The organism is Streptomyces sp. NPDC030183 (genome assembly GCF_055573455.1).
This window is the reverse complement of the sequence record NZ_JBVIBK010000007.1, coordinates 276628-300367: the sequence shown is the minus strand read 5'-3', so window position 1 is coordinate 300367 and position 23740 is coordinate 276628. Positions and strand designations below refer to the sequence as shown.

Annotated in this window: 22 protein-coding genes; 6 read left to right on the top strand and 16 right to left on the bottom strand. The window is 71.8% G+C overall.

What is annotated here, in order from left to right; genetic code table 11:
* The first annotated feature begins 20 nt into the window (after positions 1-20).
* Positions 21-563, top strand: a complete 543-nt coding sequence (locus ACZ4Z2_RS11275) for a PPA1309 family protein (protein ID WP_468074651.1) — start codon at positions 21-23, stop codon at positions 561-563.
* A 102-nt stretch (positions 564-665) separates the two neighbouring features.
* On the opposite strand, the gene ACZ4Z2_RS11270 is transcribed toward ACZ4Z2_RS11275, so the two are convergent.
* The 4 genes from ACZ4Z2_RS11270 to ACZ4Z2_RS11255 all read right to left on the bottom strand — a co-directional run bounded on the left by ACZ4Z2_RS11270 (position 666) and on the right by ACZ4Z2_RS11255 (position 4027).
* Positions 666-1763 carry a YlbL family protein gene (locus tag ACZ4Z2_RS11270; protein ID WP_468074649.1) on the bottom strand — a complete coding sequence of 366 codons (1098 nt, stop codon included), beginning with the start codon at positions 1761-1763 and terminating at the stop codon, positions 666-668.
* A gap of 140 nt (positions 1764-1903) precedes the next feature.
* Positions 1904-2035 (bottom strand): hypothetical protein, encoded by a 132-nt coding sequence (locus ACZ4Z2_RS11265; RefSeq protein ID WP_468074647.1) that lies wholly within the window; start codon positions 2033-2035, stop codon positions 1904-1906.
* Positions 2036-2264: 229 nt separating this feature from the next.
* Complete coding sequence (locus ACZ4Z2_RS11260; protein WP_468074645.1) at positions 2265-2726, bottom strand: molybdenum cofactor biosynthesis protein MoaE; 462 nt, start codon at positions 2724-2726, stop codon at positions 2265-2267.
* A 188-nt stretch (positions 2727-2914) separates the two neighbouring features.
* On the bottom strand, positions 2915-4027 hold the full coding sequence (locus ACZ4Z2_RS11255; RefSeq protein WP_468074643.1) for an SDR family oxidoreductase: 1113 nt from the start codon (positions 4025-4027) through the stop codon (positions 2915-2917).
* 189 nt (positions 4028-4216) lie between these two features.
* Here ACZ4Z2_RS11255 and ACZ4Z2_RS11250 point away from each other — a divergent pair, with 189 nt between their 5' ends.
* Positions 4217-5665 (top strand): zinc-dependent metalloprotease, encoded by a 1449-nt coding sequence (locus ACZ4Z2_RS11250; protein WP_468074641.1) that lies wholly within the window; start codon positions 4217-4219, stop codon positions 5663-5665.
* A complete protein-coding gene (locus ACZ4Z2_RS11245; RefSeq protein WP_468074639.1) occupies positions 5662-6183 on the top strand; it encodes an NUDIX hydrolase in 522 nt (173 codons plus the stop codon). Before ACZ4Z2_RS11250 ends, ACZ4Z2_RS11245 begins: the two co-directional genes overlap by 4 nt.
* A gap of 121 nt (positions 6184-6304) precedes the next feature.
* On the opposite strand, the gene ACZ4Z2_RS11240 is transcribed toward ACZ4Z2_RS11245, so the two are convergent.
* From ACZ4Z2_RS11240 to ACZ4Z2_RS11225, 4 genes are all read right to left on the bottom strand, one after another.
* Positions 6305-7057: an AIM24 family protein gene (locus ACZ4Z2_RS11240; protein WP_468074637.1), complete on the bottom strand. Its 753-nt coding sequence runs from the start codon at positions 7055-7057 to the stop codon at positions 6305-6307.
* Between the two features lie 27 nt (positions 7058-7084).
* Positions 7085-7762: an AIM24 family protein gene (locus ACZ4Z2_RS11235; RefSeq protein ID WP_468074635.1), complete on the bottom strand. Its 678-nt coding sequence runs from the start codon at positions 7760-7762 to the stop codon at positions 7085-7087.
* 8 nt (positions 7763-7770) lie between these two features.
* The gene (locus ACZ4Z2_RS11230) at positions 7771-9378 is read right to left on the bottom strand and encodes a TerD family protein (protein ID WP_468074633.1); all 1608 of its coding nucleotides are present in this window, start codon (positions 9376-9378) and stop codon (positions 7771-7773) included.
* A 197-nt stretch (positions 9379-9575) separates the two neighbouring features.
* Positions 9576-10172 (bottom strand): M48 metallopeptidase family protein, encoded by a 597-nt coding sequence (locus tag ACZ4Z2_RS11225; protein WP_468074631.1) that lies wholly within the window; start codon positions 10170-10172, stop codon positions 9576-9578.
* A gap of 218 nt (positions 10173-10390) precedes the next feature.
* Here ACZ4Z2_RS11225 and ACZ4Z2_RS11220 point away from each other — a divergent pair, with 218 nt between their 5' ends.
* Both ACZ4Z2_RS11220 and ACZ4Z2_RS11215 read left to right on the top strand, forming a co-directional pair.
* The gene (locus ACZ4Z2_RS11220) at positions 10391-11656 is read left to right on the top strand and encodes a TOMM precursor leader peptide-binding protein (protein WP_468074629.1); all 1266 of its coding nucleotides are present in this window, start codon (positions 10391-10393) and stop codon (positions 11654-11656) included.
* Positions 11649-13004: an ABC1 kinase family protein gene (locus tag ACZ4Z2_RS11215; RefSeq protein ID WP_468074627.1), complete on the top strand. Its 1356-nt coding sequence runs from the start codon at positions 11649-11651 to the stop codon at positions 13002-13004. Before ACZ4Z2_RS11220 ends, ACZ4Z2_RS11215 begins: the two co-directional genes overlap by 8 nt.
* An 82-nt stretch (positions 13005-13086) precedes the next feature.
* Here the strand turns inward: ACZ4Z2_RS11215 and ACZ4Z2_RS11210 are convergent, their stop codons facing one another.
* The 5 genes from ACZ4Z2_RS11210 to ACZ4Z2_RS11190 all read right to left on the bottom strand — a co-directional run bounded on the left by ACZ4Z2_RS11210 (position 13087) and on the right by ACZ4Z2_RS11190 (position 17095).
* On the bottom strand, positions 13087-13296 hold the full coding sequence (locus ACZ4Z2_RS11210) for a hypothetical protein (protein ID WP_468074625.1): 210 nt from the start codon (positions 13294-13296) through the stop codon (positions 13087-13089).
* A 168-nt stretch (positions 13297-13464) separates the two neighbouring features.
* Positions 13465-13788 carry a hypothetical protein gene (locus ACZ4Z2_RS11205; protein WP_468074623.1) on the bottom strand — a complete coding sequence of 108 codons (324 nt, stop codon included), beginning with the start codon at positions 13786-13788 and terminating at the stop codon, positions 13465-13467.
* Positions 13785-14153 (bottom strand): WhiB family transcriptional regulator, encoded by a 369-nt coding sequence (locus ACZ4Z2_RS11200; protein ID WP_055538974.1) that lies wholly within the window; start codon positions 14151-14153, stop codon positions 13785-13787. The genes ACZ4Z2_RS11205 and ACZ4Z2_RS11200 overlap by 4 nt, the downstream gene beginning before the upstream one ends.
* Positions 14154-14328: 175 nt before the next feature.
* Positions 14329-14652: a hypothetical protein gene (locus ACZ4Z2_RS11195; protein ID WP_468074621.1), complete on the bottom strand. Its 324-nt coding sequence runs from the start codon at positions 14650-14652 to the stop codon at positions 14329-14331.
* Positions 14653-14815: 163 nt separating this feature from the next.
* Positions 14816-17095 carry an ATP-dependent DNA helicase UvrD2 gene (locus ACZ4Z2_RS11190; protein ID WP_468074619.1) on the bottom strand — a complete coding sequence of 760 codons (2280 nt, stop codon included), beginning with the start codon at positions 17093-17095 and terminating at the stop codon, positions 14816-14818.
* A gap of 219 nt (positions 17096-17314) precedes the next feature.
* Here ACZ4Z2_RS11190 and ACZ4Z2_RS11185 point away from each other — a divergent pair, with 219 nt between their 5' ends.
* Entirely contained in the window at positions 17315-17557 is a 243-nt protein-coding gene (locus ACZ4Z2_RS11185) for a mycoredoxin (RefSeq protein WP_468074617.1), read from the top strand.
* Positions 17558-17613: 56 nt separating this feature from the next.
* Here the strand turns inward: ACZ4Z2_RS11185 and nudC are convergent, their stop codons facing one another.
* The 3 genes from nudC to ACZ4Z2_RS11170 form a co-directional block, all read right to left on the bottom strand.
* Complete coding sequence (gene nudC, locus ACZ4Z2_RS11180; protein ID WP_468074615.1) at positions 17614-18561, bottom strand: NAD(+) diphosphatase; 948 nt, start codon at positions 18559-18561, stop codon at positions 17614-17616.
* Positions 18562-18681: 120 nt separating this feature from the next.
* Positions 18682-20085, bottom strand: coding sequence for a dipeptidase (locus tag ACZ4Z2_RS11175; protein WP_468074613.1), 1404 nt, complete (start codon positions 20083-20085; stop codon positions 18682-18684).
* A 10-nt stretch (positions 20086-20095) separates the two neighbouring features.
* On the bottom strand, positions 20096-23716 hold the full coding sequence (locus ACZ4Z2_RS11170; RefSeq protein WP_468074611.1) for a UvrD-helicase domain-containing protein: 3621 nt from the start codon (positions 23714-23716) through the stop codon (positions 20096-20098).
* Between the last annotated feature and the right edge of the window lie 24 nt (positions 23717-23740).

Genomic DNA, 23740 nt, shown 5'->3' with positions numbered 1-23740 from the left:
AACGAGGCAGGATTGTGACCATGTCCAACACTCCCATGGCAGCGAACCCGCTCACCCGGGCCGTACTCGAGATCGACGAGTACGCCTCGGGCCTCGGCTGGGACCAGCCCGCTCGCCTCTTCGCCCTCGTCGACACCGCGCGCCTCAAGGCCCAGGAGCCCGCGCTCGCGTCCCAGCTCGGTCTGGAGGACGAGTCCGAGACCAGCGGTCTCACCCCGATCGAGCAGGACGAGATCCCCACCGGCAAGGCACTGGACGAGTTCCTCGGCACGATCGCCTGGCCCGACGCGGTGGTCGGCTGCGCGCTGACCGTGGAGCGGCTGATGCTGCCGCCGTCCGTCGAGGCGTCCGTCCCGGACCACCTCGACGGCGCCCGCCTCACCGAGTGGGTCGCCTCCCACCCGGAGCGCCAGGAGGTCCGCATGACGGTGGCGGTCCTGCGGGACGGCTCCCGTGAGTCCGCGCTGCGCCTGCGCGAGAAGGACTCCCCTACGGAGGTCCTCACCGGCCCCGAGCTGGTGCCGGGACTGGCCGAGGCGCTCACGGCGACGTTCGCGGACTGATCATGCCGTACGGCGGTGGGGGCGCCCCCTGGTGACGGGGCGCCCCCACACGCGCGTGCGCGTCGGCTTCGGCCGGGGCGCCGCCGGCCGGGGGCGAGGGTGTCAGCCCTTGGTCGTGCACTTCGGCAGGGCGGAGGTGTTTCCGGAGCGGATGTCCTTCAGGGCGCCGAGGGCGTCCTCGATGGTGTCGACCTTGACCAGGGTGAGCCCGTCCGGGGTGTCCTTGGCGGCCGCGGCGCAGTTGTCCTCGGGCGTCAGGAAGTACTGGGCGCCCTTGCCGCGCGCGCCGACCGTCTTCATCTCGATGCCGCCGATGGGGCCGACCTTGCCGGTGTCGTCGATCGTGCCGGTGCCGGCCACGAACTTGCCACCGGTGAGATTGCCCGGCGTCAGCTTGTCGTAGATACCGAGGGCGAACATCAGTCCGGCGCTGGGGCCGCCGACGTCGGCGAGCTTGATGTCGATGGTGAACGGGAACGTGTGGTCGGTCCCGGCGGAGATCCCGACGATCGCCCGCTCCTCGCCCGTGTCGTCGGACTTGGCGGTCCTGATCGTGATCTTCCGGGTCTCGGTCGCCGTGGTGTTCTTCTTCTCGGCGGCGGCCTGCGCCTTGGCGGGCACGATGACGAACTCGACGTTCTCGCCCGGTTTGTGCTTGGTGACCTGTTTCGCGACGTCCTCGGGTGCCTTGATCGCCGTGCCGTCGACGGACTTGATCACGTCACCGGCGTGCAGCCTGCCCTCGGCCGGGGAGCCCTTGACGACGGTGGAGACGATCACCCAGGACTTCACCGGGATGTCCAGCTGCTTCAGGGCGGCGACCTTGGCGCTCTCCTGGGACTGGCTGAACTCCTCGGCGTTCTCCTGGCTGGACTGCTCCTCCGTCTTGCCGTCCGGGTACAGCGTGTCGTGGGGGACGACCTTGTTGTCGTGTGTCAGCCAGCCGTAGACGGCCTCGACGAGGTTCATCTTGTAGTCGGCGCTCGTGACCCGGACCGTGGTCATGTTCAGGTGACCGGTCGTCGGATACGTCTTGTGCCCCGAGATCTGCAGTACCGGCTCGCCGCCGTGCTTCCCCAGCGTGTTCACCGTCGGCCCCGGCGACATCTCCGAATAGGGCACGGGAATGAGCACTCCCGCGCACAGGATCGCGATCAGCATCAGGGTGGAGGCGAGCATCGTCGCGGTGCGGCGTGGCATGGAACGACAGTACGGGACATGCCTGTAAGTGCACTGTCCGGGCCGCCGTCCGGGCCGCCGGGCGGGCCGTCGGTCCCGGGACGACGGGAGCGGATCGGGGCGGCGGGAGCGGTGGCGGGGCGGCGGGGCGCGCGGTGGCGTCAACCGCCGGTGTGGGACCTCTCCATGGCCTCACGGAACCGTGTGTAGCCGGCGAGCTCGGTGCCGTCCTCGATGCTCTTGCGGTTCCGGCTGACCCAGCCACCCCACAGTCCGGCACCGATCGCAGCCACAAGTGGAATCAGCAACCAGGCGAGCGCCGCCATGCCGACCTCCCAACCCCATTCACGCGACCGCAACTGACTGATCAGCAGATTATCCGTCCGCACCGTCAACGCTCACGCTGGGGGGCGGGTTACGCAACCGGAACGCGAATGGTTTCATCCCGGTCACGCCACCCGGGTGTCCCGGGGCTCCTGACGGGAGTTCTGACGGGTTCCTCCGAGGCTCCCGCGAGAACGCTCAGCAGGCCCCGACCCACTCCTCGGTCCCGTCGGAGAACTTCTGGTGCTTCCAGATGGGCACCTCGTGCTTCAGATCGTCGATGAGCTTGCGACACGCCTCGAACGCCTCGCCGCGGTGCGGGCACGACACGGCGACGACCACCGCGAGGTCCCCCACCTTCAGGCTGCCCACCCGGTGCACGGCCGCGAGCGCCCGCACCGGATGGTCGGCGACCACCTTCTCCGCGATCCGCCGCATCTCCGCCTCGGCGGTCGGGTGACACGAATAGCCCAGTTCGTCGACGTCGGCTCCCCCGTCGTGGTTCCGCACCGTCCCCACGAACAGCGCGGTCCCCCCGGCGGCGTCGTCCCCGACGGCCCGGAAGACCTCGTCCACGGAGAGCGGGGTCTCCCGGATGCCGATCAGCTTGATGGGCTCCTCGGCCCCCTGCTCACCGGGGTGATCGTTCATCGCTGCCATACCTCCATCGTGCCCCACTGGGCCCGGCCCCGACATGGTCGGATCAGCAGGCACACGCGCGTGCGTGCTTGTCACGTCCTACAGGGTGGGCACCTTCGTGTCCTGCAGGGTGGGCACCTTCGTGTCCTGCAGGGTGGGCACCTTCGTGCCGGATCGCGCTCTCGTCCACCGTCCGGCGGGGCGCGCCGTCACAGTCTGCGTCGAGCCTTCCGGGCCCGCCGCACCAACGCCGCCGTACCCAGCAGCGCGACCGTCGCGCCCGCGGCGCCCGCTGCCGTCGCGTCCTTCCGCCCCAGCCGGCGCCCGGCGACGGTGTGCCGCCCGGACACCTCCTCCAGCAGTTCGGCGAGTACTTCCTCGTTCGTCCACTGTGGCCGCCACCCGGCCTCGTGCAGCCGGCTCCCGCTGACGACCCACGGGTACATCGTGTACGCCAGGTCCCCGGCCGGCGACGGGGTGAGCCCGATGCGGTGCAGTCGGGCCGCGGCCCCGAGGGCCACCGCGGACGGCAGCTCCATGCGGCGGATCCCGCTGAGCTCCTCGACCTCCTCCTGCTCCAGCCAGCCCTCGCATCCCACGGCCAGTTCCCCGTCGACCTTCTCCAGGACGGCGTACTCCAGCGCCCCGCACAGGTCCTCGACGTGGCAGAACTGCCAGGCGGGCCGCGACCCGGCCACCACCAGCAGCCGGGGCGACTCGAAATACCTGGTCAGGGCGGTGTCCGTTCCGCCGACGAGGACGGCGGGCCGTACGACGGTGACATTGAGGCCCGGATGGGCGCGCGGCGCCCGGCGTGCGAGGCGCTCGATCTCCAGCAGGTCGCCCACCCCGGTGGCCTCCGCGGTCGCCCGCAGCTCGGCGTCCTCGGAGAGCGGCAGCTCGTTGTCGGGCAGCGCCCCGTAGACCATGGCGGACGTGCACAGCACGACCCGGTGCACCCCGGCCGCGGCGGCCGCCGTGAGAACGGTCTGCGTGCCCCGCACGTTGTACGCGCTGCGTGCCGCCGGGTCCGCGCCCAGGTCGAGGTCGACCGCGAGGTGCACCACGACGTCCGCGCCGCGCAGCTTGTCGGCGATCGCCGGGTCCCTTACGTCCAGGATGTGCCACTGGGCGGCCGCGCACTCGCCCCGCCGCTCGTCGATGGCGATGACCTGCCGGACCTCGTCGGACGCGGCGAGCCGCTCGGTGAGCAGCGCACCTACCCCGGACGCGGCGCCGGTGACCGCGACGACGGGCCCGCGCACGGCGGAGCTGGTTGAGTGGTTTCGCGCTGCGCGAACCTGCGGATCTGGGGAACTCACCGGGCGTCTCCAGCGGTTGTCTTCAGTACGAACGCGGGTGACGCGTACGTACCAGGTGGCATCCATCCTGCCGCAGGCCTTCGGTCGGCGGAGCACCGAGGCCCGAACGCGCCGCGGTGTCTACGCTGGGTGGTGTTCGGGCAGCCGTGCCGTCGGTGGAGCCGACGGCCCTATCAGCCGAGGAATCCCGTGAGTGACACCCCATTCGGATTCGGCCTTCCGCCGGAGGAGCCGGACGACGGCGACGAGGGCAAGAAGAAGGACCAGCAGAGCGGTGGTGGTCAGGGGCCTGCCAACCCGTTCGGCTTCGGCTTCCCCGGCGCCGGCGGACCCGGTGCCGACAATCCGTTCGCCGCGATGTTCGGTTCCATGAACCCCACCGACCTGGGCGCCGCCTTCCAGCAGCTGGGCCAGATGCTCTCGTACGAGGGCGGCCCGGTGAACTGGGACATGGCCAAGCAGATCGCCCGTCAGACGGTCGCCCAGGGCACCGCCGACGGCACCAAGGACACCAGCGTCGGCCCCGCCGAGCGCACCGCAGTCCAGGAGGCCGTCCGCCTGGCCGACCTGTGGCTGGACGACGCGACGTCCCTGCCGTCCGGCGCCGGGTCCGCCGTGGCGTGGAGCCGCGCGGAGTGGGTGGAGGCCACCCTGCCCGCCTGGAAGGAGCTCGTCGACCCGGTGGCCGAGCGCGTCGGCGGCGCCATGGGCGACATCCTGCCGGAGGAGATGCAGGCCATGGCGGGCCCGCTGATCGGCATGATGAAGTCGATGGGCGGAGCCATGTTCGGCCAGCAGATCGGCCAGGCCGTGGGGGTGCTCGCGGGCGAGGTCGTCGGCTCGACCGACGTCGGCCTGCCCCTCGGCCCGGCCGGCAAGGCCGCCCTGCTGCCGGCCAACGTGGAGGCGTTCGGCAAGGACCTCGGCATCGCCCAGGACGAGGTGCGGCTCTACCTCGCCCTGCGCGAGGCGGCCCACCAGCGGCTCTTCGCCCATGTGCCGTGGCTGCGCTCGCATCTGTTCGGCGCGGTCGAGGGCTACGCGCGCGGGATCAAGGTCGACACGGCCAAGCTGGAGGACGTGGTCGGACAGTTCGACCCGCAGAACCCCGAGGAGCTCCAGCAGGCGCTCCAGCAGGGCATGTTCCAGCCGGAGGACACCCCTGAGCAGAAGGCCGCCCTCGCCCGTCTGGAGACGGCCCTGGCGCTGGTGGAGGGCTGGGTGGACGCGGTGGTGCACGCCGCCGCGAAGCCGCGGCTGTCGTCCGCCGACGCGCTGCGCGAGACCCTGCGCCGGCGCCGTGCCACGGGTGGCCCGGCCGAGCAGACGTTCGCCACGCTGATCGGCCTGGAGCTGCGCCCGCGCCGTCTGCGCGACGCCTCCCGGCTGTGGGCCTCCCTCACCGACGCACGCGGGGTCGACGGCCGGGACGCCCTGTGGGCCCACCCGGACATGCTGCCCAACGCCTCCGACCTGGACGACCCCGACGGCTTCGTCCACCGCGAGCAGATGGACTTCTCCGAACTGGACAAGATGCTCGGCGAGGCCGCGTCCGGTTCCGGCTCCACCGAGCGGCCTGATCTGAAGAAGTCCGATGAGCGGCCGGACCCGGAGAAGAAGGACGACGACACCGAGTGAGCCTGTACGACGACGCGGTCCTCGTGCTGAAGGGCTACGAGGACCAGCCGGAGCTGTGCCAGACGTACCTCGACCATCTGGCCGAGCACCCGGACGGCATCTGGAAGGCATGCGGCGCCGGGCACATCACGGCGAGCGGTTTGGTGATCGACCCCGAGCGAGGACGGGTCCTCCTCACGCTCCACCGCAAGCTGCGGATGTGGCTGCAGATGGGCGGCCACTGCGAGCCTGAGGACACCACCCTCGCGTCCGCCGCCCTGCGCGAGGCGACGGAGGAGTCCGGCGTCACCGGCCTGACCCTGCTGCCGGGCGGGCCGGTGCGCCTGGACCGCCATCCGATCCCGGCGCCCTGCCACTGGCACTACGACGTCCAGTACGCGGTGCTGGCGCCCCACGAGGCCGAGCACCTGGTCAGCGACGAGTCGCTCGACGTGCGCTGGTTCCCCTACGACGAGGTGGCGCGGGTGGCGGACGAGTCGGTCGTACGGCTGCTGGAGGCGACGCTGGCGCGGCTCTGACCGCACGGCCCCGCCAGGGCTGCCACGGCAGGGCTGGACGACATGTGTAAGGGGCGACCACCTTGGTGGTCGCCCCTTACATACGTGCCTCCTGGGCACGCTTCCGCTGCCCGGCGTGGGATCAGTTGCGGCTGCCGCCGAGGTTGTTCCCGCTCAGTCCGCCCGCGCCCATGCCGAACTGCCCGAGCACCCCGGACGTACGGACGTGCTGCGGCGGCAGCAGCTCGCTCGGCTGCACCAGGACGTGCCCGCTGCCGGAGAAGTGCATCTCCCAGCCCTCGCCCGTGGAGCCGCGGCGGCGCCACACCGCTGAGGTCGAGGTCGGCGCCTGGAGCTGGGTGCGCAGCGAGGTGGACCAGGCGATGACGGCGTCCGAGTCGACACAGATGTTCTTCTCGGGGGTCACCTCGAGCGCCAGCGGTTCGCCCGAGGTCATCAGGACGACCTTGCCGCCGCCGGACAGCTCCAGGTTGTACGCACCCGCCGAGGCGACCTCGACGGCGCTGTCCACCGCGACGATGCCGACGTTGAGGGAACCGTCGAACGCCAGGACGGCGGAGGAGTCCACGGTGATGCCGCGGCCGACGTCCATGATGTGCAGGTACTGCGCGAAGTTGGCGAGATACACGATCCCGTTGCCCTTGCAGCGCATGAGTTCCAGGCGCTCACCGGTCATCCGCTCGGCGTTGCGCCAGCTGCGGTTGCGGTACTGGCTGTCGAACTCGACCTGCCCCTCGAAGGCGACCATGGCGCCCTGTCGGGCCAGGACGGGGCTGCTGCCGATGGTGACGTCCGTCTTGAGCAACTGCGGGTTCTGCAGCGTGTAGCGCTCGGTGTGCTCCACCGGGATGTGCGCGAAGAGTGTGCTGTGCATGGTGTGCTGTTCTCCTCTCGGCCCCGGTCAGCCACGGACCTTGAAACGGTCACCGGTGTCCTCGCTGGGCTGGACGACCACGAAGCCCTGCCCCTTGAACCCGATCTGGAAGGCCTCCCCGCTGCCCCGGCCGATGAGCGCTCCGGCCTTGATGGTGCGGCGGGCCTTCATGTCGAGGCCGTCGGTCCAGGCGATCAGCGCGTCCGGGTCGACGTACGTCTCCCGTTCGGCGCAGTCGAGGGAGATCGGCACGCCCCGGCTGACCAGGGCGACCCACCCGGTGCCCCGGATGACCAGGTTGGTCAGTCCGGAGCCGGAGAGCTTGGCGAGGCCCTTGACCGGTTCGATGGTCAGCTGGAGGGAGGCGTCGCAGGCCAGCAGGGTGGGGCCGTTGACGGACAGCGCCTCGTTGTTCAGGTGCACGATGAGCACGTCGCCGCCGTAGTCGGCGAGGTAGAGGTCGCCGTCGCCGCGGCAGAGCATCAGCTTGCCGCCCTCTCCGGTGACCATCTCCTCGGCGCTGCGGCGCAGCGAGGCGGGCGCGGCGTCGAACTGCACGAACCCGTCGTACGCGATCATCGAGCCGGCCTTGGCCAGCAGGTCCTGGCCGGTGACCATGGTGACCTTGAGCGTCTTGGAGCTGTGCACGCTCATCCGGACGCCGGTGGCCGCGGAGCGGTGCGCGTTGAGTGTCTGGAGGTCCATGCTCTGCCTCACACCTCGAAGGGCTGGACGACGACGAAGTTGCCGGGGGCACCGCGGAACTGGAGGTTGATGGCCTCCTGGGTCTGCCGGGCGTACCCGGAGCGGCGCAGCCTCAGCGAGGTCGTGGTGACGGCCTGCGCACCGGCGGACCAGGCGATGACTGCGTTGCCGTCGACGTAGGTGGCCGGGCCGACGGGCAGGACGACGGGGACGCCCCGCGTCTTGACGACGACCGCTCCGGTGCCGGAGAAGAGCATGCTGAACAGGCCGCCGCCGGGCAGGCCGGCGCCCTCGATACGGCGGATCTCGGTGTCGAGGGCCTCGTCGAAGGCGAGGACGCCGCGCGCGCTGGTGTAGAGCTGCTCGTTCTGGAGGCGGATGACGAAGAGCCTGCTGCCCTCGTCGGCGAGGAACACCTCACCGTCGCCGGAACAGCGCATCAGTGCCATGCCCTGTCCGGTGAGCTGGCCCGTCAACTTGCCGAGCAGGCCCGAACCCTTGTGGGCGAAGTCGATGTCGCCCTGGTAGGCGACCATGCTGCCCTGCTTGGCCAGGATGTTGGCGCCCTTGGTGAGGGTGGCCCGCACCATCTGCGGGTTCTGTTCGGTCCAGCGGTCGCCGACGGGTGCCTCGGAGTACTTCGTCAGCACGACGCGGAGCCCGGCGTCCGGGGGCACGGGCGCGAGCTGCGTCCCGCCGCCGAACGGCTGCCCCTGTCCCGGGAAGGCCGCGGGGGCGCCCGGAGGGGTGAACGGGCCGCCCTGCGGTGCCGCGCCGGGCGGCGTGAAAGGCCCGCCCTGCGGCGGTGCGCCCGGAGGGGTGAAGGGCCCGCCCTGGGGCGGGGCGCCGGGCGGTGTGAAGGGTCCGCCCGGCGGTGCGGCCGGCGGCGGGACGGTGCCGCCGGGGGGCGTGTGCAGCGGCGCGGCGATGGTCGGAGCGGCGTGCACGGAGGGGGAGGGCGCCGGGGGCGCATACCCCTGGGAGGGGGCTGGGGCAGGGGCCGGCGCGGCGGGGGCGCCGAACGCGGGCGGGGCGAAGCCAGGGGTCGCGCCCGTCTGCGGCTGCTGGGGCTGGGCGGCCGGCTCCTCCTCGGCGACCTCTCCACCGAAGTTCTTCAGCAGCGCCTCCAGGCCGCCGTCGAAGCCCTGGCCCACGGCCGCGAACCGCCAGACGTCCTTCAAGTAGAAGTCGCCCAGCATCACGGCGCGCTCGGTGGAGAACTCCGAACCGTCGAACGGGTACCGGGCCACCTCCTCGCCGCCCGCGACGATGCGAATGTAGCCGGGGGAGATCTGCGACATCTGGCCATTGCCGTCGATGGTCGCCGTGAACGACAGCTTCTGAATCTGTGGCGGGATCTTGTCGAGCGTGACCCGGAAGGATTCCGTGTCGCCCGACTGGGCGCCCAGGAGCTGAATGGCTTCCTCGGGGCTCTTCGGCTGGTTGAAGAAGACGAAGTAACGGTCGTCCGAGAGACGTTCGTCGGCGTCCAGCCCGAAGCAACTGATGTCGAAGGTCAGTCCGGGGGCGGAGATCTGTACGCCTACGTACAGATCCGTACCCGCGGTCAGGTCACTGATCTTGGCCTTGTGGCCGCGTTGGAATTCCCTGGCCATGCGTAACGACCGTCCCCCATCCCGAAAGTGAGTGCGCCTGCGAGTGCGTCGCGCCAGGCTAACCGCAAAGTCCGAGACCGTACGAGGCTGGTACAGAGCCGGTACAAAAGCGCGTCTTCGAGCCACCCTGCCGGGAAACGTCCACACGCGCGTGCAGTGCCGTTCAGGTCACGCGCCCGAGGGAGGACTGGGCGGCGTCACTCGTCGTCGTCGGCGGAGAGGTGCGGCAGCCGGTCGGCGGCGACCACCCCTTCGAGGTATCCGCGAGCACGCTCCGTGCGGGGGTAGGCGTCCAGCAGCCGCCAGAAGCGCGGCCCGTGTCCGGGTACGAGCAGGTGGGCGAGTTCGTGGAGGAGCACGTAGTCGACCACGTACTCGGGCATGCCCTGCAGCCGGTGCGACAGCCGGATGCTGCCCTCGGCGGGTGTGCACGAGCCCCAGCGGGTGTTCTGGTTGGTGACCCAGCGGACGGAGGCGGGTCGGGCGCGCCCGCCGAAGTACTGGTCCGACAGGCGGGCGGCGCGCTCGGCCAGCTCTGTGTCGCCCAGGCGCCGCTTGCTCTCCTGCGCGGCCAGCTTGTCGAGCATGACGGTCACCCAGCGTTGCTCCTCCGCCTCGGACATCCGGGCGGGGATCAGTACGACGGTGCGATCGCCCTCTCGGTACGCGGAGACCGTTCTGCGCCGTCGCGCGCTCCTGCGGACCTCGATCGCGCTCGCCCCCGAGCCGCTTGGCGGCTGGCTCGTCGTGCTGCGGTGTGGCTTTCCGGCGCGGTGCAGTGGGTCGGCGGGCACGCCCCGACGTTACCCGCTGCACACGGGGGAAGTCCCGTCTCCGGGACGGTTCGATATCGATCCGCACTCCGAGCGCCTGATTTGTACGACGAATGGCGTCGCCTGTGGACAACTCTCGACACGCTTCGTCGCGGACCGTGCATGCTGGCACTCGTCGGCGGACCGGGCACGGGCCACGTCGGCACACGGGGAACTTCTTCTGGCTACGGGGGCCGATCATGCATCCGATGGTGAAGCCCGCGCTCCGGCGCGGTTGGCGGGATCTCAACACCGTGCAGTTCGGTCTCGCACCGGCGCACGCCATGGTCCTGGGGCCGATGGACACGACTACGGGCAGCTTCCTCGACCGCCTCGACGGAACCCGCGGGCTGCCGCGCCTGCGCGAGGAGGGACGTTCGATGGGCCTGCCCGACGGCCATGTGGACGGGCTGGTGGACCGGCTCGCCGCTGCCGGCCTGCTGGACGACGCCACGGGCGGTGGCCCGGCCGCGGACGCCCTGCGGGGCAGGCCCGGGGTGCTGGACCGGCTGCGGCCCGACGCCGCCACGCTCTCCCTGGTCACCCTCGCCCCGGGCGACGCCCTGCGGCACCTGGCGGCCCGTCGCTCACTGAGAGTGCAGGTACGGGGCGCGGGCCGGGTGGGTGCGGTGCTCGCCTCCCTGCTGGCGGGGGCGGGTGTCGGCGAGGTCGACGTGCGGGACGTCGGACGAGTCGAGCCAGGGGATGTGGCGCCGGGGGGTCTGCCGGTCGAGTCGATCGGCGAGCGCAGGGACATCGCGGCGCGCCGGGCCGCCCGCCAGGCGGCCCCCGACCGACCGCCTCGCCGCCGCGGCGGACCCCGGACCACCCCGGACCCGGCCGAGGACACGTCCCAGAACCGCCTCCGGGACGAGCCCGGCTTCTCCCTGGTGATCCTCGCCCCCCGTGACCCCGTCGACGTCCAGGCGCCCAATCCGGCGACCGCCGAGCCGCTCATCGCCTCCGGGACACCCCATCTTCACGTCGGCGTCGTGGAGGCCACGGGGGTCGTGGGGCCTCTGGTCCTGCCCGGGGAGACCGGCTGCGCGGGATGCCTGGAGCAGAGGCGCGCGGACCGGGACGAGAGCTGGCCGCGGCTGGTCGCGCAGTGGCGCTCCGGCCGCCCCCGCCAAGTGGAGGCATGCGATGTGACACTGGCCACGACCGTCGCGGCACTGGCCGCGGCGCATGCCCTGTCCTTCCTCGACGGGCGGACGCCGTCGAGCGCGGGCGCCCGCTGGGAAGCCTCTCTACCAGGGCTCGACTGGCACTCGCGCCCGGTGTGGTCGCATCCCGGTTGCCCCTGCGGGGCGGCGCAGAATGGATCGAGCGAGAAAGGTAACGGGGAACACACCCCGAAGGACGGGGAACGGCGCGAGACAATGGCGGAGCATCAGCGGTCAACGAGGTTGTCCCGCAAGGCGTACGCGGCACGGCCTGCTGGGACTTGGAGGGCGCATGTCTGATCTTCCCCGGAAGGCGGTCACCCGGACCGCCAAGCTCGCCGCGCTCCCGCTCGGCATCGCGGGTCGGGCCACCTGGGGCCTCGGCAAGCGGATCGTCGGCGAGTCGGCGGAGCTCGTGGGCCGTGAGCTCCAACAGCGCACCGCGGAGCAGCTGTTCAAGGTCCTGGGTGAGCTGAAGGGCGGCGCCATGAAGTTCGGGCAGGCCCTGTCCGTCTTCGAGTCGGCGCTCCCCGAGGAAGTCGCGGGCCCTTACCGCGCCGCGCTCACTAAGCTCCAGGACGCGGCTCCGCCGATGCCGACCCGCACCGTGCACTCCGTGCTGAGGGAGCGGATCGGAGAGGACTGGCAGGAGCTGTTCCTCGAGTTCGAGGACAAGCCGGCCGCGGCGGCCTCGATCGGCCAGGTCCACCGCGCGGTGTGGCACGACGGCCGTGCGGTCGCGGTCAAGGTGCAGTATCCGGGCGCGGGCGAGGCCCTCCTGTCCGACCTCGGGCAGCTCAGCCGGTTCGCCCGCCTTCTGGGCCCGCTGATCCCGGGGATGGACATCAAACCCCTCATCGCCGAGCTGCGGGACCGGGTCTCCGAGGAGCTGGACTACGGTCTGGAGGCGCAGGCCCAGCAGGCGCACGCGGAGGAGTTCGCCGACGACCCGGACGTCGTGGTCCCGGCCGTGGTCCACCAGTGCGACCAGGTCCTGGTGACCGAGTGGATGGACGGCACGCCCCTCTCGGAAGTGATCACCGACGGTTCCCAGGAGCAGCGCGACCGGGCGGGCCAGCTGCTCACGCGCTTCCTCTTCTCGGGCCCGGCCCGCACGGGTCTTCTGCACGCCGATCCCCACCCGGGGAACTTCCGTCTCGTGCCGGACGAGAAGGTCGGCTGGCGCCTCGGCGTCCTCGACTTCGGCACGGTGGACCGGCTGCCGGGCGGCCTGCCCACCCCGATCGGTGACGCCCTGCGTCTGACCATCGAGGGCGAGGCCGAGGCCGTCTACGAGATGCTGTGCGCGGAGGGCTTCGTCAAGGAGTCGATCGACCTGGACCCGGACGCGGTCCTGGACTATCTGCTTCCGATCATCGAACCGGCCCGGGCCGACGAGTTCACCTTCGCCCGAGGCTGGATGCGCAGTCAGGCCGCCCGTATAGCCGACCGCCGCTCCCCCGCCCACCAGCTCGGCAAGCAGCTGAACCTGCCCCCGTCCTATCTGCTCATCCACCGGGTGACCCTGAGCACCATCGGTGTGCTGTGCCAGCTGGGCGCGACGGTCCGGATGCGCGACGAGCTGGAGGAGTGGCTGCCCGGTTTCACCGCGGACGAGGAGGAGCCCGAGTCGGCCACGGGAGCGTGAGCCGCCGTCGGCCGATCACCACCGTCCCGGTGGCCCGCCGGGCCACGCCGGTTCACCCGGGCTCACCAGGGATCGCCAGGGCTCACCACCACGCCGAGTCCAGGCGGCCCTCGATCGCGCGGAGGTTCTCCCGGGCGCAGGTCCCGCAGAAGTAGTGCCGCCGGCCGTTCTCCACGGAACAGGTCCACAGGGGTTGGGGAGCCTCGGTGGTGGCCCCGCAGCGGGCGCACACGAGGGTCTGGGTTCCTGCGGCGGAGCCGCTGTCGTCGTTGCCCCCGGAAAGACTCATCACCGGGCGACGATAACTCCGTGCCCGGCGGAACGGCGCTCGCAACGCAGCGCGGGGGCCGGTCCATGAGGACCGGCCCCCGCGAGGAACCACCGTCAGCGGTGGTGATGATGTGCCTGGCGCGGCCGGTTGGGCCGGTTCAGCCGGTTCATGCCGGTGGCCGCATGGTGGCTACTGCATGACCGCCATGGCGAGCGCACGGCGGGCACGCAGCGACGCGCGCTCGGCGCGGCGCTGCATCCGGCGGGCGACCGCGAGGCGCATGGCCCGGCGCTCCTGCTCGGCCTCGTGCAGGCGCTCGTGCATATGCGCACGAGCCATGGCTTCTGGCATGAGATGCATTTCTCGGGTCCTGTTCTGACGCGAGGCGTTCGCGCCGGTGGTGGTGAAGTCTGGGATCGCGGAGCCTGTGGGCTCGCTCGTGGACGGCTTCATCGGGGCCTGCTTCTTCGGGTCGTGCGTGAGGGGGCGGTCGATCGTTCCGGTGATGTTCATGCCGTGACCGGGTTCTTGCGCGGGCGACCACGAGGCCGCTTGCGGGCAACGACGACCCCCTGGACGAAGAGCTCGCCACCCCAGACGCCCCAGGGCTCACGCCGCTCCTTGGCGCCGGCGAGGCATGCCTCCATCAGCGGGCAGGTGCGGCACAGGGACTTGGCGTACTCGACGTCGGCCGGCGACTCGGCGAAGAAGACCTCCGGGTCGTAGGAGCGGCAGGGGACGGGTACACCCAGGTTTTCGATGGCGTCGTCGAGCGCGGTGAGCGCAGTGAGCGGGGTCAAGGTGGAGTCCTCCGTGAGGCGGGGCGGGGGGATCGTTTCGGAAGGCGGTACGGACGGGGCGTGCGCTTCGAGTTGCACGGGTCGTCTTCCTCGTCTGGTCGTTCCGGCCGGGTGGGCCGGGTGGCGGCTGGTACCGGGTTCTTTTCTTGTCCCGAGGCCCCTTCGCTCTGCAGTCCCCGGTCGGGGACAAACAGAAGGGCCGCGGATCCCGGATGGGGTTCCGCGGCCCTGAAGGCGCCGGCCTGATCGTCGATCAGGCTGGATCACTCCAGGGTTCAGGCCCACGGAAGGCCCACATCAGGTGGTGCTGCGTCGTCTGCTTCCGGAATCCGGCACCGGCCGCCGCAAAGGCATAGGCCTGCGCCTGTGCCGCTACTGCTGCTTCCAGTGCCTTGGTCGGTCGCTCATTGCGCTCGCGGACGGGAAGGCCCGCAGGAGACACGGAGGACGCCGGACGGCCGCCACGGAGGGCGGACAGACCGGTGCCCAGGTTCGAGACGCCGAGCATGCACGTGGAGACGGCCGAGCGATCGGTCATTTTGACCGGCCTGGTGAAGCTGGTGTTGATGCTGATCACTGGACTCGCCTCCTCTCGGCGTCTACGGGACCGGCGTGAGCCAATCCGACGGATATGAAGTACACCACGAAACCAGGGCCTTGGAGAAGGCCGCTGTTCCCGTGCCTAAGAACCTATGGGGATTGCTGGGGCATGCGCAAACTATTTTTTCGACGAGTTCGTATCAGTCACTCTCGTCCTCGCCCAGGGGCTCCCGACCTGCGCAGATGTCGAGAACATCGGCGCCGTACCGCTGGAGCTTACGGGCGATGACACCGGGGATGCGACCCAGTTCCACCGGAGTGCTCGGCCCCGCTTCCGCGATCGCCATCAGGGTCCGGTCGGTGAAGACGCAGAAGTCCGGCTGCCCGCTGCGCCGCGCCTGGACGGCCCGCCACTCGCGGAGCCGCTCGTACAGGCCCTCGTCCATGTCGGAGGGGCAGTCCTCGCAGCGCATCAGCTTCATCTCGCCGGCCTCGCGCAGACTGCGGCCGCAGACCCGGCAGCGGGCCGGGGTCCGGCTGGTGCGGCGGGCGCCCCGTACGCCGCCCCCGATCGCCGGGGCGCTCGGTCGATGGTCCGCCGCGCCCTGCTCCACCCCGCCGGAGGCGCTCGCGCCGGAGCGGCCCCCGGGGGCTGTCGAGCCGGGGCGCAGTCCGTCGAGGAACCGGCTGGGGCGCCGGTTCGGGCGGCTGCCGGGCGAGCGGGACAGGGCCCAGGAGACGGAGAGCTGCTGCCGGGCGCGGGTGACGCCGACATAGAGGAGTCGTCTCTCCTCCTCGATCTGCTCGTCCGTTCTGGCGTAGGTGATCGGCATCATGCCCTCGGCGACGCCGACCAGGAAGACGACGTCCCACTCCAGGCCCTTCGCTGAGTGCAGGGAAGCGAGGGTGACGCCCTGGACGGTCGGGGCGTGCTGGGCGTTGGCCCGTTCGTCCAGTTCCGCGACCAGGTCGCCGAGGGTGGCGTCGGGCTTGGCCGCGGCGAAGTCCTGCGCCAGGTTCACCAGGGCCGCCAGTGACTCCCAGCGCTCCCGGACCGCTCCCGAGCCGGCCGGTGGTTCACCGGTCCAGCCCTCGCCGGACAGTACGGCCCGCACCTGGGAGGGGAGGTCGACGGCGTCCTCCAAGAGGCTGTCGTTCCCGCCGAAGCGGGCCGCGGCTCTCAGGGAGGACCCTGCCTTGCGCACCTCCGGGCGGTCGAAGAAGCGCTCGGCGCCGCGCAACTGGTAGGGCACGCCCGCGTCCGCGAGGGCCTGCTCATAGGTCTCGGACTGGGAGTTCGTGCGGAACAGGATGGCGATCTCGCTGGCCGGGACACCGGAGTGGACGAGGTCACGGATGCGGCGGGCGGCGCCCTCCGCCTCGGCGGGCTCGTCCGCGTACTCGGTGTAGCGGGGTTCGGGGCCCGGGGGGCGCTGCGAGATCAGCTCCAGGCGGTGGTCGGCGGCACGGCCGCGGGCCTGGGCGAGGAGGCCGTTGGCGAGGTGGACGACCTGGGGTGTGGAGCGGTAGTCGCGGACGAGCTTGACGACGGTGGCTCCGGGGTGGCGCAGACGGAAGTCGAGCAGGTGGTCGGGGGTTGCGCCGGTGAACGAGTAGATCGTCTGGCTGGCGTCGCCGACGACGCAGAGGTCGTCCCGGTCGCCGAGCCACAGTTCCAGGAGGCGTTGCTGGAGGGGGCTGACGTCCTGGTACTCGTCGACCACGAAGTGCTGGTACTGGGAGCGGACCTGCTCGGCGATGTCGTGCCGGTCCTGGAGGATGCCGACGGTGAGCAGGAGGACGTCCTCGAAGTCGATGACGGCGCGCTCGCGCTTGAGGTCCTCGTAGGTGGAGTAGATCTGGGCGATCTCGGCCGGGTCGCGGGGGGTCTCACGACCGTGCTTGGCGGCTGCGGCGGCGTAGTCGGCGGGGACGGTCTGGGTGACCTTGGACCACTCGATCTCGGCGGCCGCGTCCCGGAGTTCGTTGCGATCGAGACGGATGCGGCAGGCGGCCGCCGCGTCCGCGACGAGGGGGATCTTGCGGTCGATGATCCTGGGCATCCCGCCGCCCACGGCCTTGGGCCAGAAGTACTGGAGCTGGCGCAGGGCCGCGGAGTGGAAGGTGCGGGCCTGGACTCCGGCGGCGCCGAGCTGGCGGAGACGGCCGCGCATCTCACCGGCGGCGCGGGCGGTGAAGGTGACGGCGAGCACGCTGGAGGGCTGGAGTATCCCCGCCCGCACGCCGTACGCGATGCGGTGGGTGATGGCGCGGGTCTTGCCCGTGCCGGCTCCGGCCAGGACGCACACCGGCCCGTGCAGGGCGGTGGCCACCGCGCGCTGCTCGGGGTCGAGCCCTTCGAGCACCGCGTCGGCCGAGTCGGGGACCCGCGGGAAGAGGGTGGAGTGCGTTGCTGCTGTCACAGGGCCATGCTGCCAGGTCGCCGGAGACGGCTGAGCCGGTTGTCCACAGGCAGGCACCCGCGGTCGTACTAATGCGGCAGGCGCGCCTCCGCGATGCCACGCCGCGCCCGGCGTGGGGCGTGGCCGCGGGGGCCTGGCACGCGGACATGGGGGCTTGGGGCGCGGACACGGGCGGTGGTGGTGGACGCCACCCTCCCCCGGGGAATGGCGGGCGCGTGGCGTACGTTCCACTCACTGCTACGAGAACCCCTCCCACCGTGAAGGAGCGCCAGGGACATGGCGGGCACTGTGACGATGTACAGCACCACGTGGTGCGGCTACTGCCGTCGGCTGAAGAGCCAGATGGACCGCGAGGGCATCGCGTACACCGAGATCAACATCGAGCAGGACCCGGAGTCCGCGGCGTTCGTCGAGAAGGCGAACGGCGGGAACCAGACCGTTCCCACCGTCCTCTTCCCGGACGGTTCGACCCTCACCAACCCTTCGCTGGCGCAGGTCAAGCAGAAGATAGGCGCGTAGCGCAGCGAGCCCCGCCCGGTCGTACCCTCGGCCGGTGTCCCCGCCCGCTCGCACCCTCAGCCGGTGTGTCCGCGGGTCGGCAGGGGCTTGCCGTACCAGAGTTCGATCAGCCGGGCCGCGATCGAGATGCCGTAGGGAGCCAGCACCTCCCCGGACTCGAACGCGGCCCGCAGCTCTTCCCGGGAGAACCAGCGCGCCTCGTGGATCTCGTCCCCGTCCACGTCGATGGCGGTGGTGGTGGCGCGGGCCATGAAGCCGAGCATGAGGCTGGACGGGAAGGGCCACGGCTGGCTGGCGATGTACTCGACCTGGCCGACGGTGACGCCGACTTCCTCCTGGACCTCACGGCGCACGGCCTGCTCGATGGACTCGCCGGGCTCCACGAAGCCCGCGAGGGTGGAGAAGCGGCCCTCGGGCCAGTGGACCTGGCGTCCGAGGAGGAGGCGGTCCTCGTCGTCCGTGACGCCCATGATCACCGCGGGGTCGGTCCGCGGGTAGTGCTCGGCGCCGCAGGCCGGGCAGCGCCGGATGTGACCGGCCGCCGCGATGACCGTGCGCTCGCCGCAGCGGGAGCAGAAGCGGTGGGTGCGCTGCCAGTTCTCCAGGCCGACCGCGTGGACCATGAGACCGGTGTCGCGCGGCGACAGCAGCATGCCGGCCTCCCGCAGACCGGCCGGGCGGGCGGACTGGTCCATGCGTCCGGGCAGCGCGTCCTTCTGCAGCGCGAAGTAGCTCACACCGTCGGCGTCGGTGCCCAGGAAGTAGCGGTGCGCCTCGGTGAGCGGCGCCTCGAAGGACGGGGTCATGACGAGTTCGGTGGTGCCGTCCGGCGTCTCGTCGATGAGGACCTGACCGCCGGAGACCACGAAGCAGCGGGTGGTGGGGTGGCTCCAGGCCGCCGCGAGCCAGGCCTCGTCGAGGCGGTGGTGGGCCGCCCGGTCGATGCCGCTCGGGGCGGTGAGCGCGATGGGTCGATCGGCGGTGTGGTCGGTCCAGGTCGTCACGGGTGCTTCCAACTCCCCCGGTGGAACGGTCGGGTTCGGGCGGGCGGTTCGGGCGGGGCGTACGGCGGGCGGGTGCGCCGGGACGCGGGGGCGGTGCGAGGGGCGGCGTGGGGGCTTTCTTCAGTGTGCCTCGCGGGAGCTCGCGGCCAGCTCGCTCCAGAGGTACGCGCTGGTCTCGACGCCCTTGAGCAGCAGGTCCAGTTCGACCTTCTCGTCGGGGGCGTGCCAGCCGTCGGAGGGGACGGAGATGCCCAGGAAGAGCACGGGTGCGTCGAGGACTTCCTGGAGATCGGCGGCGGGTCCGGAGCCGCCCTCGCGGGTGTAGCGGATCGGCTGCTGGAAGGCGCGCCCCATGGCACGCGCCAGGGACCGCAGGGCCGGGTGGTCCAGGGGCGTCAGGCAGGGGCGGGTGGCCCCGCTGAAGGTGATCTCGTGGCGGATGCCGGCGGGGATCCGTTCGGCGGCCCACGCGGTGACGGCCTTGGCGATGTGGTCCGGGTCCTGGCCCGCGACCAGCCGGAAGGACAGCTTCACCATCGCCGAGGAGGGGATGATCGTCTTGCTGCCGGCGCCCTGGTAGCCACCGCCGATGCCGTTGACCTCGGCGGTCGGCCGGGCCCAGATGCGCTCCAGGGTGGTGTGTCCGGCCTCTCCCCGTGTCGCCGTCGACCTGGCCGTGCGCAGCCACCGCTCCTCGTCGAAGGGCAGTTCGGCGAAGAGTTCGCGCTCGCGGTCGGTGAGTTCGACGACGCCGTCGTAGAAGCCGGGGATCGCCACGCGCGCGTGCTCGTCGTGCAGGGCGGCGACCAGGCGGGCGACCTCGGTGGCCGGGTTGGGTACGGCGCCGCCGAAGGAGCCGGAGTGGATGTCCTGGCCGGGGCCGTACAGACGGATCTCGCACTCGGCGAGGCCGCGCATGCCGGTGCACACGGTCGGGGTGTCCTCGGACCACATTCCGGTGTCGGAGACGACCACCGCGTCGGCGGCGAGCCGCTCGGCGTGCTGCTCGACGAGGGCCCGGAAGTGCGGGGAGCCGGACTCCTCCTCACCCTCGATGAGCATCTTCAGGTGGACGGCCGGGGTGCTGCGGCCGGTGGCGGCGAGGTGGGCGCGGACGCCGAGTGTGTGGAAGAACACCTGCCCCTTGTCGTCGGCGGCCCCGCGCGCGTGGAGGCGGTTGCCCCGGATCACGGGCTCGAACGGTTCGCTGTCCCAGCCGTCCTCGCGGGCGGCGGGCTGCACGTCGTGGTGGCCGTAGACGAGGACGGTGGGTGCGTCGGGGTCCTCGGAGGGCCATTCGGCGAAGACGGCGGGGGCGCCCGGTGTGTCCCAGACCTCAGCGACGGGGAAGCCGGTCTCCCGGAACTTGGCGGCCAGCCAGTCGGCGCTGCGGCGTACGTCCGTCGCGTGCTCGGGCTGCGCCGACACCGACGGGATGCGCAGCCATTCCACGAGGTCGTCGAGGAAGGCGGCACGGTGGTTCTCTATGTACGTACGGACGGCGCTGTCCGGGGTCTCGCTCATGTTCACGAGACTATCGGCCCGCACCGGCGTACTCGTCCGGCGGTTCGTCGCCGAACGGCTCCGCGGTCTCCTCCGGCCAGGCGGGCACCTCGGAGCCCGGCTCCTCCAGGAGCAGCCGTTCCAGCGCCTCCCGGTCGGGCAGGTCCTCCGGCCGTACGACCTCGCCCGTCCGTACGTAAAGGAACGCGGCCCCCACGGACTCCAGGGGGACGCCCTGCTGCTCGGCCCAGGCGAGGCGGTACAGCGCGAGCTGGAGGGGGTCGGCGGTGCGGGCGCGGCTGGTCTTCCAGTCGACGATCTCGTACGTCGTCGTCCCCTCGCCGTCGCCGTCGGTCTCGGTGTCGGTGTCGGTGTCGGTGTCCCGGTAGACGGCGTCGATGCGGCCGCGTACGACGCGGCCGGCTATTCCGAGCTGGAAGGGCGCCTCCACGCGGTACGGCGTGCGGTGTGCGTAGGGGGTGCGTTCGAAGGCTTCCTTGAGGGCCTCCAGATCCCGTTCGTCGGCGATCTCGGCCTCGCTGCCGGGCAGGTCCTCGGGCTCCAGCATGGGCAGCCGGAGTTCCTCGAAGCGGGCCTCCACCCAGGCGTGGAAGCGGGTGCCTCGGCGCGCGGCGGGTTGCGGGGGGCGCGGCATGGGGCGCGCGAGTTCCTGCGCGAATCCGTCGGGGTCGGCGGCCAGGCGCACCAGCTGCGACGCGGTCAACGACGTCGGCAGGGGCACGTCGGTGACCTTGGCGCGGGCGCGCAGGAGTTCTCCGGTGAGCGCGTCGAGATCGCGGTCCCAGGAGGCGATGGTGCGGGCCTCCTCGGGGGTGAGGGCATCCTCGGCGGGGTGCCTGCGGGCGTGCGGGACCGACGGTGTGCGTGCGCCGTGGCCGGGGGGTGAGGGCTCGGCCGGGCGCTCGGGAGCCCAGGAGTCCCAGTCGGCGGCGTCCTCATCCGGAAGATCCTCGGGAAGATCCTGAAGAAGGTCCTCGGGAAGATCCTGAAGAAGGTCCTCGGGAAGATCCTCCGGCGGGTCCTCGGGGGAGTCGTCCGGGTGATCGTCCTCCGGCGGGGGCGGCCAGTCCGGGTCGTCGTAGGCGTACGGGTCGGCCGGGCCGCCCGGGTGGGGGTCCTCGGGGGCGGCGGCACGCTCCAGGTGGGCCAGTACGGTCTCGGCGGCCGCGCGGCGGCGGGCCAGGGCCGTGTCGTCCAGCGGGAGCGGCCAGGCGTGGTCGGCGGACGCCTCGCGCAGGGCGGGGTTCTCGCTGCCCTCCTCGGGTGCGGCGGCCCAGACCTCGATCTCGCCGAACCCCGCGGCGCAGTGCTCGTACAGGGCCTTCAGGAAGTCGGACGGGCCGCGTGGGCGCTTCTGGGAGGGGCCCCACCAATGGCCGGAGCCGAGGAGCAGGGAGCGGGGGCGGGTGAACGTCACATAGCCGAGGCGGAGCTCCTCGGTGTGCTGGTAATCCTTCATGGCCTCCTGGAACGCCTTCAGGCCGCGCGAGTCCCATGCCTCCACGTCGGGGAGGGTGTCGGCGTCGCCGCGCAGTTCGTGCGGCAGGACCCTGCCCTGGGCGGTCCACTTCTCGCGGCCCTGGGTGCTGGGGAAGGTCCCGGTGACGAGGCCGGGGACGGCGACGACGTCCCACTCCAGTCCCTTGGACTTGTGGGCGGTGAGCACCTTGACGGTGTTCTCGCCGCCCGGGAGGGCGTTGTCGAGGCCCTTCTCGTACTGGGCGGCCGTGCGCAGGAAGCCGAGGAAGGCCAGCAGGGTGGCCTCGCCCTCGCTGTGGGCGGCGAAGGAGGCGGCGATGTCGAGGAAGTTGGAGAGCGTCTCGCGGCGGCGGGCGGCGAGCGCGTGCGGTGAGGCGGACAGTTCGACCTCGAGGCCGGTGACGGCGAGCACCCGGTGCAGGACGTCCATGAGCGGGTCGGCGAGGGAGCGGCGCAGGTCGCGCAGTTCGGCGGCGAGGCGGGCGAACCGCACGCGCGCCTCCGGCGAGAAGGGCAGCCCGTCGTCCTCGCCCTCGGCTTCGAGGGGCAGCTCCAGGAAGGTGTCGAGCGCGTCGGCCAGCGAGATCACCTCGGCCGGGTCGACGCCCTCGACGGCCGCGGCGAGCCGGCGGTCCGGGTCGTCGTCGGCGCCCACGCGCGCGTGCGACACGAGCAACCTGGCCCTGCGCCCCAGGAGGGCGAGGTCCCGGGGGCCGATGCGCCAGCGCGGGCCGGTGAGCAGGCGGACCAGGGAGGCGTTGGCGCCGGGGTCCTGGAGGACTTCGCAGACGGCGACGAGGTCGGCCACCTCGGGCAGGTGCAGCAGCCCGGAGAGGCCCACGACCTCGACCGGGATGTCGCGGGCGACGAGCGCGCCCTGGATGTCGGCGAAGTCGGTGGCCGTCCGGCACAGGACCGCGATCTCGCCCGGTTCCTTGCCGGTGCGCACGAGGTGGGCGATCGAGTCGGCGATCCAGTCCAGTTCCTCGGCGTGGGTCGGCAGCAGGGCGCAGCGCACCATGCCGTCGCGCTCGGCCCCGGGGGCGGGCCGGAGGGCCTCCACGCCCGCGTGCATCGCACGCAGGGGCTCGGCGAGGCCGTTGGCGAGGTCGAGGAGGCGGCCGCCGCTGCGGCGGTTCTCGCTGAGCGCCTGGCGGGTCGCGGGGCGGCCGTCGGGGTGGGCGAAGTGCTCGGGGAAGTCGTCGAGGTTGGCGACGGAGGCGCCGCGCCAGCCGTAGATGGCCTGGCAGGGGTCGCCGACGGCGGTCACGGGGTGGCCGGTGCCGCCGCCGAACAGGCCCGCGAGCAGGACGCGTTGGGCGACGGAGGTGTCCTGGTACTCGTCGAGCAGGACCACCCGGAACTCCTCGCGCAGGAGGCGGCCGACCTCGGGCAGTTGGGCGAGACCGGCGGACAGGGCGATCTGGTCGCCGAAGTCGAGGAGGTCCCTGTCGCGCTTGGCCGCTCGGTAGCGGCCGACCAGCTCCGCGAGTTCCCGGCGGGCGGCGGCCGCCTCGGGGACCTTGCGGAGGTCCGCGTTGGAGAGCTTGGCGCTCTCCAGGTCGCGCAGCAGTTCGGCGTCGTACGCGCGGAGCTCCTCGGGGCGGACGAGGTGCTCGGCGAGTTCGGAGTCGAGCGCGAGGAGGTCGCTGACGAGGTCGGGGAAGGAGCGGGTGAGCGCCGGGTACGGTCCCGGGGACTCGCGGAGCACCCGCGCGGCGAGCTGGTAGCGGGTGGCGTCGGCGAGGAGCCGGGAGGTGGGTTCCAGGCCGATGCGCAGTCCGTGGTCGGTGAGGAGGCGGCCCGCGAAGGCGTGGTACGTGGAGATGACCGGCTCGCCCGGGGGGTTGTCGGGGTCGATCACGTCCGGGTCGGTGATGCCCGCCTTGACCAGGGCCTTGCGCACGCGCTCGGCGAGTTCGCCGGCCGCCTTGTTGGTGAAGGTCAGGCCGAGCACCTGTTCGGGGGCGACCTGACCGGTGCCGACCAGCCAGACCACGCGCGCGGCCATCACCGTGGTCTTGCCCGAGCCGGCTCCGGCCACGATCACCTGCGGGGCGGGCGGCGCGATGATGCAGGCCGTCTGCTCCGGGGTGAACGGGATCCCCAGGAGCTCCTTGAGCTGCTCGGGATCGCTGATACGGGCTGACACCCAAGAGAGGCTAGCGGCGCCCAC